Annotated in this window: 16 protein-coding genes; 8 read left to right on the top strand and 8 right to left on the bottom strand. The window is 68.5% G+C overall.

All coding sequences use genetic code 11. From position 1 onward, the window contains the following. Positions 1-11 precede the first annotated feature (11 nt). Positions 12-1,121, top strand: coding sequence for an aromatic ring-hydroxylating oxygenase subunit alpha (locus DDF67_RS08560; RefSeq protein WP_109100465.1), 1,110 nt, complete (start codon positions 12-14; stop codon positions 1,119-1,121). Further along, positions 1,109-1,900, top strand: a complete 792-nt coding sequence (locus tag DDF67_RS08555) for a CPBP family glutamic-type intramembrane protease (protein WP_233247580.1) — start codon at positions 1,109-1,111, stop codon at positions 1,898-1,900. Before DDF67_RS08560 ends, DDF67_RS08555 begins: the two co-directional genes overlap by 13 nt. On the opposite strand, the gene DDF67_RS08550 is transcribed toward DDF67_RS08555, so the two are convergent. Both DDF67_RS08550 and DDF67_RS08545 read right to left on the bottom strand, forming a co-directional pair. After that, on the bottom strand, positions 1,884-2,300 hold the full coding sequence (locus DDF67_RS08550; RefSeq protein WP_109100464.1) for a hypothetical protein: 417 nt from the start codon (positions 2,298-2,300) through the stop codon (positions 1,884-1,886). The two genes, DDF67_RS08555 and DDF67_RS08550, sit on opposite strands and share 17 nt — an antisense overlap. A gap of 125 nt (positions 2,301-2,425) precedes the next feature. Beyond that, complete coding sequence (locus tag DDF67_RS08545; protein ID WP_109100463.1) at positions 2,426-3,001, bottom strand: SH3 domain-containing protein; 576 nt, start codon at positions 2,999-3,001, stop codon at positions 2,426-2,428. 249 nt (positions 3,002-3,250) lie between these two features. On the opposite strand from DDF67_RS08545, the gene DDF67_RS08540 reads away from it, so the two are divergent. Then, on the top strand, positions 3,251-4,660 hold the full coding sequence (locus DDF67_RS08540; RefSeq protein WP_109100462.1) for a hypothetical protein: 1,410 nt from the start codon (positions 3,251-3,253) through the stop codon (positions 4,658-4,660). Between the two features lie 150 nt (positions 4,661-4,810). Further along, positions 4,811-6,502, top strand: a complete 1,692-nt coding sequence (locus DDF67_RS08535; RefSeq protein ID WP_109100461.1) for an acyl-CoA dehydrogenase family protein — start codon at positions 4,811-4,813, stop codon at positions 6,500-6,502. Between the two features lie 21 nt (positions 6,503-6,523). Here DDF67_RS08535 and DDF67_RS08530 read toward each other — a convergent pair whose 3' ends face one another. From DDF67_RS08530 to DDF67_RS08505, 6 genes are all read right to left on the bottom strand, one after another. Next, on the bottom strand, positions 6,524-7,318 hold the full coding sequence (locus DDF67_RS08530) for a polysaccharide deacetylase family protein (protein ID WP_109100460.1): 795 nt from the start codon (positions 7,316-7,318) through the stop codon (positions 6,524-6,526). Positions 7,319-7,393: 75 nt separating this feature from the next. Next, positions 7,394-9,028, bottom strand: coding sequence for a PI-PLC domain-containing protein (locus DDF67_RS08525; RefSeq protein WP_109100459.1), 1,635 nt, complete (start codon positions 9,026-9,028; stop codon positions 7,394-7,396). A gap of 86 nt (positions 9,029-9,114) precedes the next feature. After that, on the bottom strand, positions 9,115-10,080 hold the full coding sequence (locus DDF67_RS08520) for a helix-turn-helix domain-containing protein (RefSeq protein WP_109100458.1): 966 nt from the start codon (positions 10,078-10,080) through the stop codon (positions 9,115-9,117). Between the two features lie 6 nt (positions 10,081-10,086). Then, positions 10,087-11,160, bottom strand: coding sequence for an acetamidase/formamidase family protein (locus tag DDF67_RS08515; RefSeq protein WP_109100457.1), 1,074 nt, complete (start codon positions 11,158-11,160; stop codon positions 10,087-10,089). A 12-nt stretch (positions 11,161-11,172) separates the two neighbouring features. Then, positions 11,173-11,979 carry a 4,5-DOPA-extradiol-dioxygenase gene (gene ygiD / locus DDF67_RS08510; RefSeq protein WP_109100456.1) on the bottom strand — a complete coding sequence of 269 codons (807 nt, stop codon included), beginning with the start codon at positions 11,977-11,979 and terminating at the stop codon, positions 11,173-11,175. A 1-nt stretch (position 11,980) separates the two neighbouring features. After that, entirely contained in the window at positions 11,981-13,183 is a 1,203-nt protein-coding gene (locus DDF67_RS08505; RefSeq protein WP_109100513.1) for an aromatic ring-hydroxylating oxygenase subunit alpha, read from the bottom strand. A 273-nt stretch (positions 13,184-13,456) separates the two neighbouring features. On the opposite strand from DDF67_RS08505, the gene DDF67_RS08500 reads away from it, so the two are divergent. From DDF67_RS08500 to DDF67_RS08485, 4 genes are all read left to right on the top strand, one after another. Continuing rightward, the gene (locus tag DDF67_RS08500; RefSeq protein WP_109100455.1) at positions 13,457-14,317 is read left to right on the top strand and encodes a TauD/TfdA dioxygenase family protein; all 861 of its coding nucleotides are present in this window, start codon (positions 13,457-13,459) and stop codon (positions 14,315-14,317) included. 158 nt (positions 14,318-14,475) lie between these two features. Further along, positions 14,476-15,306 carry an oxidoreductase gene (locus tag DDF67_RS08495; RefSeq protein WP_109100454.1) on the top strand — a complete coding sequence of 277 codons (831 nt, stop codon included), beginning with the start codon at positions 14,476-14,478 and terminating at the stop codon, positions 15,304-15,306. 16 nt (positions 15,307-15,322) lie between these two features. Continuing rightward, complete coding sequence (locus DDF67_RS08490; protein WP_109100453.1) at positions 15,323-15,808, top strand: VOC family protein; 486 nt, start codon at positions 15,323-15,325, stop codon at positions 15,806-15,808. Between the two features lie 229 nt (positions 15,809-16,037). Further along, positions 16,038-18,026 (top strand): protein meaA, encoded by a 1,989-nt coding sequence (locus DDF67_RS08485; RefSeq protein WP_109100452.1) that lies wholly within the window; start codon positions 16,038-16,040, stop codon positions 18,024-18,026. Positions 18,027-18,031 lie beyond the last annotated feature (5 nt).

The raw sequence follows: 18,031 nt of genomic DNA, 5'->3' as shown, positions 1-18,031 counted from the left end.
CAGTGACTCTCATGCCCGCTGACGACGCACCCGCCGCGACCAAGACCGCCAAGGCCCCGCCCGCCAAGTTCGGCAAGGGCTTCCTGTTCGACGCCTGGTATTACGCGGCCCTGTCGCGCGAGGTGAAGACCGGCAAGCTGGTCCGCTACGAGATTCTCGGCGAGCCGGTGCTGGTCAGCCGGGGCAAGGACGGCAAGGTGTTCGCGATCCGCGACGTCTGCCCGCACCGCGCCGCGCCCCTTTCCGGCGGCAAGCTGACCCAGGAGGCCGACGGCCGCTCCAGCGTCGAATGCCCTTATCACGGCTGGCGGTTCGGCTCGGACGGCGTCTGCGCCTCGATCCCGTCGCTGACCAGCGACCAGAGCCTGGAGGTCTCGCGCATCCGCGTGCGGCGCTATCCGGCCGCCGAGAGCCAGGGGATGGTGTTCGTCTGGATCAGCGCCGACCCGCGCTTCGACGGCGAGCCGCCCGAGCCGCCGCCGTCGTTCCCCGGCGTGGTGGGCGGCGACGCCAAGATCGTCGACTCGATGATCTTCGAGACCCACATGGACCATGCTGTGGTCGGGCTGATGGACCCGACCCACGCGCCCTATGTGCACGAGGCCTGGTGGGCCCGCTCGTCCAAGCGCCAGTCGGAGAAGACCAAGGTGTTCGCGCCCTCGCCCGAGGGCTTCGTCATGCGCCGCCACGGCCGCAGCAAGGCCAACCGGCTGTACGACATCCTGGGCGGCGCGCCGGAGATCGAGATCACCTTCCGCCTGCCCGGCTATCGCTGGGAGCACATCGTGGTGGGCAGGCGTCAGGTGCTGGCCCTGACCTGCCTGACGCCGCTGAACGAGACCAATACGCGCATCAGCCAGCTGATCTGGTCGGACCATCCGGTAATGGCCTTCCGCGCCCTGATCGCCCCCTTCGCCCGCGAGTTCCTGCGCCAGGACGGCCGCATGGTGAACCTGCAGAACGAAGGGCTGAAATACGACCCGGCCCTGATCTGGATCGACGATGCCGACACCCAGGCCAAGTGGTACCAGCAGCTCAAGCGCGAATGGACCGCCAGCCGGGCCGAGGGCCGCCCGTTCGTCAATCCGGTCAAGGAAACCACGCTGAAGTGGCGCAGCTGAAGCGGGTCCTTGGCGAGGAGTATGACAGCGATCTGCGGGCCGCCTTGCTCATGGCGCTGCTGGAGAGCGGCGCGACCCTGAAGGACCGCTGGTCTGGCGTCGGCGGATCACAGGATATCTCGCACGAGGAATGGGAGACATCCCACGGCCCGCTTGTCGTCGAGGCCGAGACCTACATGGGCCTGTCGATCGAAGGCTCGGAGCCGGCGGTGGAGGCCGTGGTCGCCCGTCTGTCGCAGGTCCGGGAGCGTCAATCGCGGGAGGCGGCGCGGCCGTCAGGCGGCCTGAAAAGACGCCTGGCCACAGTGCTGAAAACCCTGCCCGACGCGGCCGGCTGGCGGTGGTGCGCCCTGGTCGCCCTGGCCTGTGGGGCGCTGATGTCCGCCATCGGCTTTTGGACCGGCCTCTACCGCCTGACCGACACCGCGCCGGGCCTGCCGCTGCGGCTGCTGACCGTGTGGCTGATCCCGGCGCTGGGCGAGGAAATCCCCTTTCGCGGCGTGCTGCTGCCCGGCCGCGACGAGACCAGACGGCCGGTGCTGTGGATCGCCGTCTCGACCGGGCTCTACGTCGCCTGGCACCCGTTCGAGACCCTGACCTTCCTGCCGCACGCGACGACGTTCCTGCGCTGGGACTTTCTGGTCTGCACGGCGATCCTGGGCCTGGCCTGCGCCCTGATGCGGCTGCGCACGGGATCGCTGTGGCCGGCGGTGCTGCTGCATGGCGGCTTCGTGGTGGCGTGGCAGACCTGGCTGGGCGGGGTCAGCGCGCTGGGGTGAGCGGGCCGGAGCGTCGCCGCCAGGTGTCGATCAACACGATCACGAAGGCGATCAAGCCGGCGAGCGTCATCAGGTAGCCGATCGAGGAGACGGTGTTCCACAGCGCCAAGCGGGCGTCTGGATCCATTGGCAAGGACACCACGACGTTGGGCGTGACTATCAGCAGAGCGCCGCCAGCGGTCAGCGAGAGATGGCCATAGCCCAACCAAGCGTGGAAGTTGGCTCTACCAATGGCAAGGGCCGTATAGGCGGCCGCGAAGGCCAGCAGCATGCCCGACAGGCTGAGGACGTAATGTCCGGCCATGCCGTCCTGGGCGAAGGCGTTGGGCGACGACAGCCAGACTGCGATCGCGGCGAGCGTCCAAAGTAGCGGCAGTGCAAGCCGACGAATGATGCCCATCTGTCCCCCTCGTGGTTCAATCTAGCACGAGGCGGCGCAACGAAAAGCCCGCCTGGTCGGGGGACCAGGCGGGCTTGCACGGAGCGCGCGGGGACGGGGGTTGGGGAGCGCGCCCCGAACCTCGCTTAAGCGCGGTAGACGTAGGCGCTGGAGACGTAGCCGACGCCGACGCCGTTCTGGCCGACCAGGATCCACTGGCCGTCGCTGGTGCGGCCCAGGGCCTGGAAGGTCTCGCCGGCGACCACCGAGCCGACGCGCTGGCCGCGGGTCGAGGCCGAGGCGCGCAGGTTCAGGGTCGAGCGGGCGACGTACTTGCCGTTGACCTTGGTCATCGGCGCGGAGTCGACGTTGTGCGAGATCTTGATGCCGTTGCTGGTCTTGTAGGCGCCGCCGACGTCGTTGGCGGCCTGCTTCTTCTGCATGCTGCAACCGACGTAGGACCCCGCGCCCGCGCCGACGACGGCGCCGATGGCGGTGCCCGTCCCGCGGTCGTTCTTGGCCAGGTTGGAGCCGGCGACGGCGCCCAGCAGGCCGCCGATCAGGGCGCCGGTCTCCTGCTTCTTGCCCGAGGCGTCGCAGCCGACGACGCCGCCCAGGCGCTGTTCGACGGCATTGGCGGCGGGGGCCGAGGCTATGGTGAGGGCGGTGGCGGCGGCGGCGATGGTCAGGCCGATAGTCTTGATCTTGTTGGTCTTTTGCATGGCGGTGGTCTTTCGTCCCGTATGATTGGTTCGGAGCCGTCGGCCCCGTGAGACGCACCATCGCAGGCCGAAGCTGAACCGGGCCGTCAGGTCGTTCGACAGAATTCGTTCATGTTGGAAATTTTTCGGACGACGAGCATTTTTCTCCTGAGGTCGTGGTGCGTAAATTCACAACCTTGAGGCGCGTCTATGGTCTAGGATGCGCCGATGGCGCGGCCTGCAACACCGCGCCGGGGAAGGGGACCACCCATGAGGAAGATCGCGATTGCGACGGCCGCGGCCGCCGCGCTGTGCGCCGGCCTGGCCGGCTGCGATAAGGCGCCGCCGGCGCCCAAGACCGAGGCGCTGCTCGACGTCGCCGTCATCACGCCGGTGCCGCTGCCGACGACGGCCGACTATCCGGTGGCCGCCGCGACCATCAACGGCTGGATCGCCAGCGCCGATACGGCCGCGATGCGCAACCACGCCTGGCAGATCTGGCAGGCCATGGCCCAGCCCTCGGGCCAGTCGTTCAACGGCCAGTCGCTGCCGATCTGGGAAACCTGGGCCGGCACCAGCGACGTCTTCCCGCCCGCGGCGCCGGCCGGAACCGTGGCCGCCGCCGCTACGACGGTGGCCCAGCGCGTGGCCGCCCCGCGCAAGCTGCGCGTCTTCCAGCAGCCCAACCAGTTCCACCATGGTCGCGGCGGGATCACCCCGGCCAAGTTCGACACCACGGTGACCTCGTTCAACAAGTTCAGCCCCGAGGCGGCGACCTTCCTCGACGGCTCGCATCCGGGTCCGGGCGGCGTGTCCTACCGCTACTCCAGCACCTCGGACATGCAGAAGCTGAACACCTCGTGGCCGGCGGGCACGACGCCCCCGGACCGCGGCGTGCAGGAATTCCCGGTGCGCGGAATCGAGCTGAAGCCCGTGTTCGGCCTGGTCCACGCCAAGGGCCTGACCCCGCAGCCGCTGTGGCAGGGGCCGGCGGCCTCGACCAACGCCCAGAACCCCGAGCCCCAGACCTGGACCACCTGCGTGCTGGTGGCGCCGACGGGCCAGGGTCCGGTGCGTCCGGCCACCCCGCGCGAGATCGCCAGCATCCGCGATCCGGGCGCCTGCAAGACCTTCCTGTGGGCTCCGATGAGCACCTTCTATTCGGTCAAGCTCAGCGCCGCCGAGGCCCAGGACTACAACACCGCCAACGGCCTGACCGGCGCCGACGCGGCCGTGGCCGGCGACTTCGCCGTGCTGCAGGCCATGCACGTCAACAGCAAGGAAATCCCGTTCTGGACCTGGCAGACCTTCTGGTGGCAGCCGGGCGCCGACACGCCGAACGGCTTCCCGGGCAGCAAGCAGGGCCAGCCGGCCAGCCTGACCGGCCCGTGGACCAATTACGCCACCTGCACCGCCTACGACCAGACGACCACCCAGGGCGGTTCGACCATGACCGTCTGCTTCAACCCCTATCTGGAGACCAGCACCGGCATCCCCGCCGGCATCACCTCCAACTGCATGAGCTGCCACGGCGTGGCGGTGATTACGGCCGGCAACGCGCCCTATCCGGCCGACTACAAGAAGCCGATCGCGTTCTTCAGCGACCCGCTCTACTTCACGACCAGCAACACCCACGCCGACTTCTCGTGGGCGCTGGCGGGCAATTCCGACCCGAACTGACGACGCGGCGCCCGTCCTTTCGGGGGCGGGCGCACGCCTTCCCGATCCCGGCTCTCGCGCAACCGCATGCTGCGTCGCGGCATTGCTCGCAGGTGCGAAAGGGATCACAGTGCCGGAAAACATAAGTACGGCGCAGGGGAGTTTGAGAGCATGACCGACGCGGTCGCCCAAGAGTCCAAGTCCCTGGTCCTGCCGGGCCTGACGGGCCTGCTGCGCGAGGCGGCGACCAGCGCCCAGACCTTCGTCGCCGAAGCCAGGCCCGCGGTGAAGGCCGCCGTCGCCGGCCCCGACGGCAGGATCGACCGCAAGCTCGCCGACGCCCAGCAGCACGCCGTCCACGGCTTTGGCTGGTACGCCGCCTATGCCGAACTGATGAACCAGGTCGCCGGCTGGGCCGAGCGGCTGGAAGGCGAGGGGCGCTTTTCCGAGATCGAGGCCCTGCTGGCCCAGCTGCTGTTCTCCGAATACGCCGCCCAGCTGATCGGCGGCGTGCCGATGAACCAGGGCGAGATCGTCCGTCCCGCCCACCTGGTCACCGACCGCGCGGTGATGAACCGGCTGTTCTCGAACGGCATCATGAAGCTGATGGTCGAGGGCGGCACGCAGGCGGTGAAGACCCGCATCGCCCAGCGGCTGGCCGAAGCCAGGGGCCGACCGACGCTCGAGCACACCGGTCTCGACGAGACCTTCGAGATGATCCGCGACCAGTTCCACGCCTTCGCCGAGGAGAAGGTCACGCCCTTCGCTCACGAATGGCACCTGAAGGACCAGTTGATCCCGATCGAACTGGTTCAGGAGCTGGGCGAGCTGGGCGTCTTCGGCCTGACCATCCCGGAGGAATATGGCGGCAGCGGCATGGGCAAGACCGCCATGTGCGTGGTCTCCGAGGAGCTGTCGCGGGCCTGGATCGGGGTAGGCTCGCTGGCCACCCGCTCGGAGATCGCCGGCGAACTGATCCTGACCGGCGGGACGGAAGACCAGAAGCAGCAATGGCTGCCGAAGATCGCCAGCGCCGAGATCCTGCCCACCGCCGTCTTCACCGAACCCAACACCGGCTCGGACCTGGGCTCTTTACGCACCCGCGCCGTGCTGGAGGGCGAGGCCTATGTGGTGACCGGCAACAAGACCTGGATCACCCATGCCGCCCGCGCCGACGTCATGATCCTGCTGGTCCGCACCGATCCGGCGACCACCGACTATCGCGGGCTTTCCATGCTGCTGGCGCCCAAGCCGCGCGGCGTCGAGGGCGATGATTTTCCGGCCGAGGGGATGAGCGGCGGCGAGATCGGGGTGATCGGCTATCGCGGCATGAAGGAATACGAGCTCGCCTTCGACGGCTTTTCCGTGCCGGCCGGGAACCTGCTGGGCGGCGTGCCCGGCCAGGGCTTCAAGCAGCTGATGGCCACCTTCGAGAGCGCCCGCATCCAGACGGCGGCGCGCGCGGTGGGCGTGGCCCAGGCGGCGCTGGAGGTCGGGCTGTCCTACGCGCTGGACCGAAAGCAGTTCGGCGATGCGATCTTCGCCTTCCCCCGGGTGCACAACAAGCTGGCCATGATGGCCGCCGAGATCATGGGCGTGCGCCAGCTGACCTATTTCGCCGCCCGCCAGAAGGACGAAGGCAAGCGCTGCGACCTGGAGGCCGGCATGGCCAAGCTGGTCGCCGCCCGTGTCGCCTGGGCCGCCGCCGACAACGCCCTGCAGATCCACGGCGGCAACGGCTTTGCGATGGAGTACGCCGCCAGCCGCCTGCTGGCCGACGCCCGCATCCTCAACATCTTCGAGGGAGCCGGCGAGATCCAGGCCCAGGTCATCGCCCGCCGCCTGCTGGAGGACGGCAACTAGTCATCGCCCGTTCCGGCGGGGTCAGGGGTGGGCCTTGGCCCAGTCCAGCACCTCTTGCAGCGGCGCGACCCACACCTCCTTCGGATTGGCCTTCAGCCAGGCCAGAAGTTCCTGGTGGGCGGGATTGGACACCTGCAGGTAGTCGCCGCCGACGCCGTGGAACAGGAACACCGCCATGCCGCCGCCGGCCGCGGCGCTCTTGGCGAAGTCGATCAGCTGCGGACCGGTGACGCCGTCGGGAAAGCCCCGGGCGGGCACGTGCATCAGGTCGGTGCGGCCGACATCGGCCTTCAGGTCGTCCGGCGTCGTCACCACCCCGCGCGCGTAGGTGACCAGGCCCGAGGCCCGCAGCGCCTCCAGATAGTCGCTCCCGCCGGCCTTGCTGGCCCCGCAGGGCGTGGCGAAGCCGTGCCGCGCCTTGCCGTCGATGGCGGTCAGCAGCACGTTCTGCTGCTCGATCTCCTTGAGCAGGCTGGCCGGCGTGTAGGCCTCGGCGACATAGCGTGGATCGGCCGGATAGTTGGCGGCCGGACAGGCGTGGAAGATCGTGTGGTTGGCCAGCTCGTGGCCCTGCGCGGACGCCGCCCGCCAGCGTGGGACGTCGCCGGCCTTCACGCTGGACAGGAAGAAGGTGCCGCGAAAGCCGGCCGCGTCCAGCGCCGGGATGGCGTTGTCGAGCTGCGAGACCAGGGCGTCGTCATAGGTCAGGGCCACGGCCGCCTTGGCGCCGTTCGGCCACTGCGTCGCGCGGGCGGCGGAAACCCCGCACGCCAGGCCAAGGCCCAGGCTCATGACGATCGCCAGCAGCGCCTTCATCGGACGCGTCCTCCCCCGCTTCGAAGGGGAGGACGCTAGGTGCGGCTTGAGCGGGGCGCAAGCGCCCCATCCCGATCAGCGGAACAGGTTGGCTTCGATCACCGCCAGGGTCATGGCCAGGTGGTCGCCGACGAAGTCCAGGTTCACGATGTTGAGCTTGGACGTCATGACCGGATCCTCGCGGATCAGCCGGTTCAGGGGCGGCTGGATGCGATCGGCCTTGGTCTTGATCGACTCGCCCCCCGGAGCGGCCGGGGCGTTGCAGTGCATCAGCCACAGCGGGCCGCCGGTCGGCGGCTCGACCGCGTCGATCGCCAGCCGCATGTCGTTGGCCGTGGTGCTGTAGCCGTTGATCCACACGCCCGGGCGGTCGAAGTCGATCGCGTAGTGATCGGCCTCGGCGGCCTTGAACGCCCCCTCCCAGGGCTTGTCGCCCGGCGTCTGGTCGACGCCTTCCGGCGTCGCGATCCAGATGTTGTGGTCCTGCCGCAGATCCGCCGGGGCCTTGTCCTTGTTCTTGTCGTTCACCGGCACGACGCCAGTCGGCGGCTTGCCCCAGGAGAACAGGATGATGTTCTTGCCCTGCTCCCGGACGATGTTCTGGTTCACGTTCTGGATGAAGCGGTAATAGACGTGGTCCTGACCACCAGCGTCCTTCTCGACCACGATCCGGGGATAGACCTTGTCGCCCACGGCGGTGAGCACGACGTCCCAGATATCGGGGGCCGGCTTGTAGGGCTGTCCGGCCTGCGCGCAGATGAAGGGAGATATTTGTTCGCCGGGCAGCAGTGAGATGACGAGAATCTCGTCGGGGTTCTCGTGGAGGAAACGCCTGATGTCGGCCAGGACCGACGTCAGTTCGGCGGTGGTTCCGTCGGAGCCGTGATTGCCCCGCCAGACGCCGCCGCAGTCGGGGCGGAACCTCAGGTCCAGATAGCGCGATCCGGCGCGCAGCTGGCCGTAGATGTCGCGCGACTGGGTCTGGCTGCGCTGGTCGCCGCCGGCGATCGGAATGTCCCAGCTGGCCGCGTCGTGGCTGCCGGGAATGACCAGCTCGGACAGAGCCCTGCCGCCGATGACGCCCTTCAGGTCGCCCATCCAGCTGAAGGTGTCGATCTTTTGCCAGTTGCTGTGCTTGGACTTCAGCGAGGGCTCGTATGAGCCCCTGGTCGGATCGAACGACTGGACAGGCACGAACTCGAACAGGAACGGCTCGGTCGTGAAATCCAGATAGACCTCCTGCCGGCTGAACAGTTCGTCGGGGCCGTTCGGCGTGTCCTGGAAACTGATCCAGACGACGTCCTCGTTGATCTCGTAGTTGGTCGACAGCGCGAAGGGCTTGCCGCCGCGCGTCTGGGAGAGCGTGCCGCTGAAGGCGCCCGGCACGGGGCTTTCCAGGTTCACGCCGGGCACGGGGTTCAGGGTCAGGGTGTAGGCGTCATCGGCCCAATGCCAGTAGGCGTCGACGCCGTCGTTGTTCTTGCCGCCCAGGCCCCAGTCGCCCTTGGGATCCGGCGCGATCAGCGTCCCTTGGTTCGAACCGCTCGGCGCGCGCCACTGCACGGCCACGACGTTGTCGAGCTTCAGGGGATTGCAATAGACGCCCGCCGGAATGCACGCCGCGTAGCTGTCGTTGACGCCGAGCCAGCCGAAGACCTTGTCCCCCGCCAGGTTCCACAGCCGCACGACATAGTTCTGATAGTTCGCCATCGAGGCCCCTTCCGATTGCCGAAAGGCCTGGATAGTCGTGGGGGTTGAAAGTCTCAAATCACAATGTCAGGTCGTCGACATTGTTCTCACGCGGCCACCCGTTCCTCGTCGCGGACGCTGCGGCGGAAGTCGCGCGGCGAGCAGCCGTACTGGTCGCGGAAGGCGCGGCTGAAATGGGCGCTGCCGTTGAAGCCCCAGCGGAAGCAGATCTCCGAGATCGACAGCCGGGCGAACTGCGGGCTGGCCAGGTCGTTGCGGCAGCGCTCCAGCCGGCGGGTGCGCAGATAGTGGCTGAAGGTCTCTTCCACGCCCTCGAACAGCTTCTGCACGTAGCGCGGCGAGACGCCCTCCTCGTCGGCCACCCGGCGGATGGTCAGGTTGGGGTCGGGCAGCAGGGTCTCGATGGTCTGGCGCAGGCGCTGCAGGTGGGCGCTGCGGGCGTCGGTCGGCCAGGCCGCGCCGCGCTCCTCGCCGGCCTCCAGCAGGCACAGGCCCAGGAACTCGGCGAGAGCCAGCTCGACGGGCCGCAATTGGTCGACGGTCAGGTCCTCCAGCGAGTCCGCCGTCGAGCGCAGCAGGCCCGACAGGATGTGCTTGACCCCGCCTTCGCCGCGCAGACGGCCCACCCGCAGGGCGCGCGGCGCCACCAGGCGATGGTTCAACGCGACGCGTGGCGCCCGGACGAACATCAGCCGGCAGCGGGTGGCAAGGCGCAGGGCCGCCGCCTGGCCGGTAGGGCCGAAGGCGATGTCGCCCACGGTCAGGTCTTCGGCCAGGTCGTCGCTGACCACCGCGGCCTGGCCGTCGAGCAGCACCGCCATCCACACCGCCGCTGGCTGGTTGGTCAGGCGCCCCGAAATGGTCTGTGCTCCGGCGTTGACCAAGGCGAACTCGATGCCCAGGGGGCTGGTCAGGCAGACCACCGAGGTCGAGGCCGGCTCCAGCTCCGACAGCCCCTCGACCGGCAGGCCCAGGCGCGACATGGCCTCGCGCCAGGCGTCCGAGCGTTCGGCGCGGGGATAGCTGTCGGTGCTGAACGACCAGGCCCGCAAGGCGGATCAGGCCCTGGACGGGAAGATGTCGCGCGGGACGCGCACGTGGCAGCCCTGCTTGCCGTCGACCACCTGGGTGACCCCGAAGTCGGAGGCCACGCTCATCAGCGAATAGGCGTCGTTCTTCGAAAGCCCGACGTGATCGGACAGCAGGCTCAGCATGTTGAGGGAAGCTTGCTTCATGGCCACGTTGAGGTCCTCGTCGAACCCGTGGACGATCCACCACTTGGGGGTCTCCAGCAAAGGCCCGGGGGTCTCGAAATCCTTGCGAAGCACGATCTGCATCAGGACGTTGAGCGAACTTTCGATCGCGGTGCCTGAAAGTTCGCCATCGCCCTGGCTGACGTGGGGATCTCCGATGGAGAACAGGCCGCCCTCCACCTGCACGGGATAGTACATCGTCGCCCCGGCCCCAATCCGCCAGTTGTCGATATTGCCGCCGTGCAGGCCGGGCGGGATGGTGCTGACGCGGCCGTCGACGGCCGGCGCCACGCCGGCGGTGCCCAGGTGCGGACGGGCCGGGATGCGCACGCCGGGCAGGGCGCTTTGGCGATCGCACTCGGGGCAGTTGGTGATCGTGCCGGGCGTCAGGTACTTGCCCGGGAAGTCGTAGGCGTAGAGGGCGCTGGCGGTGTTGAAGTCGGCGTCCAGCTCGTAGATCGTCACCCGCTCCTTCTCGCCGAACTCCTTGTAGAGATAGCCCCAGTTGGCCGCGAGGTTGGAGCCGTAGCGGTTGCGCGGAACCATGCGCAGGTAGCGCACTTCCAGCACGTCGCCGGGCTTGGCGTCGTCCACATAGATCGGGCCGGTCATGATGTGGACGCCGGGGTTGCGGTCGTCTTCCGGCACTTCGGTGAAGATCCGCGTCACCGCCTCGTCCATCATCAGCTCGGGGGCGTCGCCGGCGTGGTGGGTGACAGCCTCGGCCTGGATCAGGTCGCCGCTCCTGATGCGCAGGGCCGGCTTGATCGACGGGTCGAAGTATCCCCAGTGGATGGTCTCGGGCGTGGCCTTCAGGTGGTGCAGGGCGCCGGGCGCGACGTCTGGGCGGACCTGGCCGGGTTCGCAGATGAAGGGCATCGGAATCTCCGTTCAGGCCGCGGCCAGCGTGACGCTGGTCATGCTCAGCGAGCCATGCTCGATGTGGTCGGGGGAAAAGCGGGCGACGTCGCCGGGCAGGCGCGCGCCCAGCACGTAGAGCAGCGGCCAGTAGTGGTCGGGCGTCGGAACCGACCGACGCGCGTCCTCGCCCAACTTCTCGAACTCGACAGCCTGCGAAGGCCGGTCCTCGGCGATCGCCGTCTTGATCGCCTCGTTGAAGCGCTGCGACCAGTCGTAGGGCGCGCAGTGCCGGGCGCCCCAGTCCATGGCCGGCAGGTTGTGGACGATGTTGCCGGTGCCGACGATCAGCACGCCCTCGTCGCGCAACGGAGCCAGCCGCTGGCCCATCTCGTAGTGCCATTGAGGAGACTTCGCGCCGTCCATCGACAGCTGGATCACCGGCACGTCGGCGTCCGGATACGCCTTGCACAGCACCGACCAGGTTCCGTGGTCCAGGCCCCACTGGCGGTCGTCCAGCATCACCGGGATCTCGGGCGACAGCAGGTCGCGCACCCGGGCGGCCAGCTCGGGCGAACCCGGCGCGGGGTACTGCACCTCGAACAGCGCGCGCGGGAACGAGGCGCCGAAGTCATGGATGGTGCGGGGCTGGGTCATCGCCGTGACCCCGACGCCCCGGGTGATCCAGTGAGCCGAAACGCAGAGGATGGCCTTGGGCTTGCCGTGCGCGGCCTCTATCTCTTCGGCCATGGCGCGCCAGGCCTTGGTGGTGTCGTTGGTCTCCAGGGCGATCATCGGGCTGCCGTGACCGAAGAAGACGACGGGAAGGCGCGAGGTCATCTCAGGCGGCCTCCACCGGCGCGGCGGGAGCTTCAAGTCCCTTTATCCGCGCCCACTGGGCCTGGTAGCGCGGGGCGAGCCAGCGGTTGAACTGCACCTGCGCCCCCTCCTGCCAGCTGTAGCGGCCCCGGATGGCGAAGCGCGAGCGCAGGCCCTTCTGGACCAGCTCGTCCACATGCATGTCCTGGGCGATGATCTGGCCGGCCGAGGTCATGATCATCTCCAGCCGCTCCTGGAAGCCGTAGGAGTCCCGTGCGCCGGGGGCGACCAGGATGCCGGTGTCCTGGGCCATGGTCTCGGGACCCGTGGGCCGCAGGATCAGGTAGATGACCATGTCGCTGGTCATCACGAGCGACAGGGTCGGCGGGATGTTGGCGAAGGTCGCCCGGCCGCGGTCCTCGTCCGACAGCTTGGGAAAGATCGGCAGCACCGCCTTCTGGGTCGGGTTGAAGCTGGCGTCGGGATGGAGCGTGCCGTTGTAGCGCAGGAAGCCCGCGTCGCCGGGCGCGGCTTCCGGGAAGCTGGCCAGCTCGCTGGGAATGAAGTCGTGCAGCACGCCGCGATGCAGCTTGCTGGCGTGGTAGCCGTCGTTGTTGTTCTCGAACATCACCTTCCAGTTCCAGGCGAACTGGCCGGTCATGGGCTCGAGCGCCTCGGCGGTCTCGAGGTCGAAATTGGCGATGGCGGCTTCGACGGCGGCCAGGCGCGGGGCCAAGGGCTCTGCGTTGGCGTCGAAATTGACGAAGATGAAGCCCAGCCAGATCTCGACCTTGAAGGTCGGCAGGCTGATCTTCTTCTTGTCGAAGCCGCAGGTGCGGTCCATGGCTGGGGCGTTCACCAGGTCGCCGTTCAGCGAATAGACCCAGTGGTGATAGGGGCAGACGAAGCCGCGGGCGTTGCCCTTGCCCTCGGCCACCAGCATGGCGCGGTGCTGGCACACCGACGACATCGCCTTGATCTCGCCGGCCCGGTTGCGGGTGACCAGGATCGGCTCGCCGACGATCTCGGTGGTGAAGAAGTCGCCGGGCTCGCGCACCTGGTCCACCCGGCCCACGCACAGCCATTCGCGGTCGAACAGGGCGGCCTTCTCGAAATCGTAGAAGGCCGCGTCGGTGTAGCAGGCCGGCGGCAGGGTCTCGGCCGCGCCCACCTCGTGGGTGGAGCTGGACAGCCCGTCGAAGAAGGCGTCGCTGAACAGGGTCACGGCCGGGCGCTCGCTTTTGGGAGAAGACCCCTCAAGGCTGGCGCCGGCCCGTGCTTCGGTCTTGCTCCAGCGCGCACGAAAACTTGGTCGGCGGCCGGCCTGGGCGGCATGGTCGCCCGCCGATCGGGCGTTGCTGTCGCCGCCCTGCGCAAGGACCTCGCTTTTGACCATACGCGCACGAGGGGCGGGCAAGAGAGGGTGCGCGCTGAGGCAAGACCGTGATTTTTCAGCCGCCTAGGTTTGCCGCAACAACGCCACCCGAAGGTCGATCCCATGCTCGCCGACGCGCCGCCCGCCCTGGCCAAAAAGCCCCTGAAAGACGACTTCGGCACCGAGATCCTGAACATCGACCTGCCGACCGCCTCGGACGCCGAGCTCGACGGCGTGGTCGCCGCCTTCCACGCCCACGGCGCGGTGCTGGTGCGCGACCAGAAGATGACCCCCGACGACCTGATGGCCTTCATCGGCCGGTTCGGCGATCCGGAAGATCACACCCAGACCCGCTTCACCCTGCCGGGCTATCCGAAGATCTTCATCCTCTCCAACCGCGTGGTCGACGGAAAGCCGATCGGGGCCCACAACGACGGCGTCGGCTGGCACACCGACTACAGCTACAAGCCGCAGCCGGTGATGCTGACCATGCTCTACTGCGTGGAGGCGCCGGAGGAGGGCTCCGACACCCTGCTGGCCGACGGCTGCGCGGCCTGGGAGGCGCTGGGCGCTGAGAAGCAGGCCGAGCTGCTGCCCCTGCGCCTGCACCACAGCTACAAGCACTTCATGGCCACCCGCGAGTTCGGCGCCCAGATCCTGTCGCCCGAGATGGAGGCGGCCAATCCCGACGTCGAGCACCCGCTGATCCGCACCCACCCCGCCGACGGCCGCAAGGCGCTGTGGCCCTCGACCGGCACGGTGACCGAGGTGATCGGCAAGCCGGGGCCGGAGGGCCTGGCGCTGCTCGACGAGCTGGTGGACTTCATGACGCAGGAGCGCTTCGTCCACGCCCACAAGTGGCGGCCCGGCGACATCCTGATGTGGGACAACCGCTGCACCCTGCACACCGGCACCCTGTACGACGACAAGAAATACTTCCGGACGATGCACCGCCTGTGGGTGAAGGGCGACGCGCCGTTCTAGCAAGACGCTCCCCCTGAAGGGGGAGCTGTCGGCGAAGCCGACTGAGGGGAAGTGTCTGCTGAAGACGGCCGATACCTGGTCAGCTGATAACGTCCCCCCTCCGGCCCTTCGGGCCACCTCCCCCAGAGGGGGAGGATCTAGTTGGACAGGATCACTCCATGACCCAGACCTGGCTGATCACCGGCGTGTCCGGCGGGCTCGGGCGCGAGATCGCCGCGGCGGCGCTGGCGCGAGGCGACGTCGTGGCCGGCACGGTGCGCAGGGCCGCTGACGTCGCCGCCTTCGAGACCCTGGCGCCAGGCCGCGCCCACGGCCTGGTCATGGACGTCACCGATCCGGTCGCGGTCGAAAGCGCGGTCAAGGCCGCCGAAAGCCTCACCGGCCAGGTCGACGTGCTGGTCAACAATGCCGGCTACGGACTGGTCGGCGCGGTCGAGGAGGCCTCGCTGGAAGAGGTCCGCGCCCAGTTCGAGACCAACGTCTTCGGGCCGCTGTCCGTACTGAAGGCCGTTCTGCCGGCCATGCGGGCGCGGCGCTCGGGGCGGATCGTCAACATCACCTCGGTTTCGGGCCTGGCGGTCTGGGCCGGCACCGGCGTCTACTGCGCCAGCAAGTGGGCGCTGGAAGGCCTGACCCAGTCGCTGGCCGCCGAGGTCGCCGAGTTGGGGATCAAGCTCACCAATGTTGCGCCCGGCGGTCTGCGCACCAGCTTCGCCAAGGGCTCCAAGACCATCGTCGCCAGCAAGATCGCCGATTACGACGGCCTGGCCCGCGACGCCGAGCGGATCATGGCCGACCACGCCGGATCCGAGCCCGGGGATCCGAGGAAGGCCGCCCTGGCCGTGCTGGCGGTCGTCGACGCCGAAAACCCGCCCCTGCACCTGCTGCTGGGCGAAGACGCCCTGAAATACGCCGCCTACGCCGCCGACGGACTGAAGGCCGACATCGACGCCTGGCGCGACCTCTCCCTTTCCATCGCCTTCGACTGACCCAAAGGACCACGCCGTGACCAACACCCTGATCTTCGTCGACCTGGCCAGCGACGACCCCGCCAAGGCCGGCGAGTTCTATGCGCAGGTGTTCGGCTGGCAGAACGACGCCCGGCCGCAGGGCGTCTATCACCGCATGGTCCCTGGCGGTCAGTTCAAGAACCCCGACGGCAGCGACAGCCAGATCGGCAACCTGCACCTGGGGATTTTCGACGCCGCCAACGCCCGCCCCCATCCGGAGCCCGCCGGCGTCGAGCCCCGCGCCCTGTCGACCGATGGCCGCAAGCCGCGCATCTGGATCCTGATCGGCGACGACGACAGCGCCGACCGGATCTTGGGAACCGCCGAGGGCCTGGGGGCGAGCGTGCTGTGGCGCGATCACTACTGGGCGGAGTTCAACGGCTACAACCACGCGTTCCGGGATCCGTGGGGGAACGAGATCGTGCTGTGGGGCAAGGCGGGGGCGGACCCCCAGGTGCCGGAGAGCTTTACGCGGGAGTAAGGATCCTCCCCCTGAAGGGGGAGGTGTCGGCAAGGCCGACGGAGGGGGACGTGACTGCGGCGTTCAGGAGGACGGAAAGGTTCGAGGCTCTTCCCCCTCCGGCCCTCCGGGCCACCTCCCCCCTCGGGGGGAGGATCTGACAACGCACCTGCGAAGCCTCATATTGCACCGCACCCAACACGGGCGCATCATCCGGCGATAATCAGAAAAGACCGCCGGGAGCGCGAGGATGTCGGACAAGGCCTATCAGCACGCGCCCGATCCGCCGTGGATCTTCCGCACCTATGCCGGCCATTCCACGGCGCAGAAATCCAACGCGCTCTATCGCTCGAACCTGGCGCGCGGCCAGACCGGCCTGTCGGTGGCCTTCGACCTGCCCACCCAGACCGGCTACGACCCCGACCACATCCTGTCGCGCGGCGAGGTCGGCAAGGTGGGCGTGCCGATTTCGCACCTCGGCGACATGCGCGCCCTCTTCAGTGAGATCCCGCTGGAGAAGATGAACACCTCCATGACCATCAACGCCCCGGCCGCCTGGCTGCTGGCGATGTACGTGGCGCTGGCCGACGAGCAGGGGGCGGACCGGCGCTTGCTTCAGGGCACCACCCAGAACGACCTGATCAAGGAATATCTGTCGCGCGGCACCTACATCTTCCCGCCGGGGCCATCCTTGCGGCTCATCGGCGACATGATCGCCTGGTGCTATCGCGAGGTTCCGAAATGGAACCCGATGAACGTCTGCAGCTACCACCTGCAGGAGGCCGGGGCGACGCCGGAGCAGGAGCTGGCCTTCGCCCTGGCCACCGCCATTTCGGTGCTGGACACCGTCCGCGCCGGCGGCCAGGTGCCGGAGGAGGACTTCGAGATCGTCGCCTCGCGGATCAGCTTCTTCGTCAATGCCGGGGTGCGGTTCGTCACCGAGCTGTGCAAGATGCGCAGCTTCACCAAGCTGTGGGACGAAATCCTGCTGGAGCGCTACGGCGTGCAGGACAGCAAGGCGAGGCGCTTCCGCTATGGCGTGCAGGTCAACTCGCTGGGCCTCACCGAGCCGCAGCCCGAGAACAACGTCTACCGCATCCTGATCGAGGCCCTGGCGGTGACGCTCAGCAAGGACGCCCGCTGCCGGGCCTTGCAGCTGCCGGCCTGGAACGAGGCGCTGGGCCTGCCGCGTCCTTGGGACCAGCAGTGGTCGCTGCGGCTGCAGCAGGTGCTGGCCTATGAGACCGACCTGCTGGAATACGAAGACCTGTTCGCCGGCTCCCATGTGGTCGAGGCCAAGGTCGCCGAGCTGTCGAAGGGCGCCCTGGAGCAGCTCGCCCTGATCGACGAAATGGGCGGGGCGGCCAGCGCCATCGACTACATGAAGGCGCAGCTGGTCGGCTCCAACGCCAGGCGGGTGAGGGCGGTCGAGACGGGCGAGCTGACCGTGGTCGGCGTCAACCGCTGGACCGACAGCGAGCCCTCGCCCCTGTCGGCCGGCGAAGGAAGCATCGAGACGATCGATCCGAAGCTGGAGGCCGAGGTCGTCGCCCGCATCCAGGCCTGGCGCGCCGATCGCGACGCCGCCGCCGTCGAGGCCGCTCTGGCCGACCTCAAGGCCGCCGCGACGGATGGCCGAAACGTCATGGAACCCTCGATCGCCGCCGCCAAGGTGGGCGTCACCACCGGCGAGTGGGCCGGCGCCCTGCGTGAAGTGTTCGGCGAGTATCGTGGCCCTACGGGCGTGGCCGTCGTCGTCTCCACCGGCGAGGCCGAGGACGTCGAGGCGGTGAAGGCCGAGGTCGAGCGGGTTTCCGAACTGCTGGGCCGCACCCTGACCTATCTCGTCGGCAAGCCGGGCCTGGACGGCCACTCCAACGGCGCCGAGCAGATCGCCACCCGGGCCCGGGCCTGCGGCATGGAGGTGGTCTATGACGGCATCCGCTCCACGCCCGAGGAGATCGTCCGCCGCGCCAAGGAAAGCCGCGCTCACGTCGTGGGCCTGTCGATCCTGTCGGGCTCGCACCTCGACTTGGTGCAGGAAGTCGTGCGGCTGATGCGGGCCGAGGGACTGGACCACGTGCCGGTCGTGGCCGGCGGCATCATCCCCGAGGCCGACGCCCTGATCCTGAAACAGATGGGCGTGGCGCGGATCTACACCCCCAAGGATTTCCGGATCACCGAAATCATGGGCGACGTCGTGCGGCTGGTCGAGGCGACGGCGCTGGAGCAGGCTTGAGCGAC

Origin of the sequence: Caulobacter endophyticus (genome assembly GCF_003116815.1) — a bacterium.
GTDB lineage: Bacteria > Pseudomonadota > Alphaproteobacteria > Caulobacterales > Caulobacteraceae > Caulobacter > Caulobacter endophyticus.
Note: the sequence above shows the minus strand (reverse complement) of the source record. Positions and strands in the feature narration are given on the sequence as shown.

What these genes read in the sequence shown, in the direction of transcription:
- DDF67_RS08560 (WP_109100465.1), top strand. Translation starts at nt 12, where the DNA reads ATGCCCGCTGACGACGCACCCGCCGCGACCAAGACCGCCAAGGCCCCG.
- DDF67_RS08550 (WP_109100464.1), bottom strand. Translation starts at nt 2,300, where the DNA reads ATGGGCATCATTCGTCGGCTTGCACTGCCGCTACTTTGGACGCTCGCC.
- DDF67_RS08545 (WP_109100463.1), bottom strand. Translation starts at nt 3,001, where the DNA reads ATGCAAAAGACCAACAAGATCAAGACTATCGGCCTGACCATCGCCGCC.
- DDF67_RS08540 (WP_109100462.1), top strand. Translation starts at nt 3,251, where the DNA reads ATGAGGAAGATCGCGATTGCGACGGCCGCGGCCGCCGCGCTGTGCGCC.
- DDF67_RS08535 (WP_109100461.1), top strand. Translation starts at nt 4,811, where the DNA reads ATGACCGACGCGGTCGCCCAAGAGTCCAAGTCCCTGGTCCTGCCGGGC.
- DDF67_RS08530 (WP_109100460.1), bottom strand. Translation starts at nt 7,318, where the DNA reads ATGAAGGCGCTGCTGGCGATCGTCATGAGCCTGGGCCTTGGCCTGGCG.
- DDF67_RS08525 (WP_109100459.1), bottom strand. Translation starts at nt 9,028, where the DNA reads ATGGCGAACTATCAGAACTATGTCGTGCGGCTGTGGAACCTGGCGGGG.
- DDF67_RS08515 (WP_109100457.1), bottom strand. Translation starts at nt 11,160, where the DNA reads ATGCCCTTCATCTGCGAACCCGGCCAGGTCCGCCCAGACGTCGCGCCC.
- ygiD (WP_109100456.1), bottom strand. Translation starts at nt 11,979, where the DNA reads ATGACCTCGCGCCTTCCCGTCGTCTTCTTCGGTCACGGCAGCCCGATG.
- DDF67_RS08500 (WP_109100455.1), top strand. Translation starts at nt 13,457, where the DNA reads ATGCTCGCCGACGCGCCGCCCGCCCTGGCCAAAAAGCCCCTGAAAGAC.
- DDF67_RS08495 (WP_109100454.1), top strand. Translation starts at nt 14,476, where the DNA reads ATGACCCAGACCTGGCTGATCACCGGCGTGTCCGGCGGGCTCGGGCGC.
- DDF67_RS08485 (WP_109100452.1), top strand. Translation starts at nt 16,038, where the DNA reads ATGTCGGACAAGGCCTATCAGCACGCGCCCGATCCGCCGTGGATCTTC.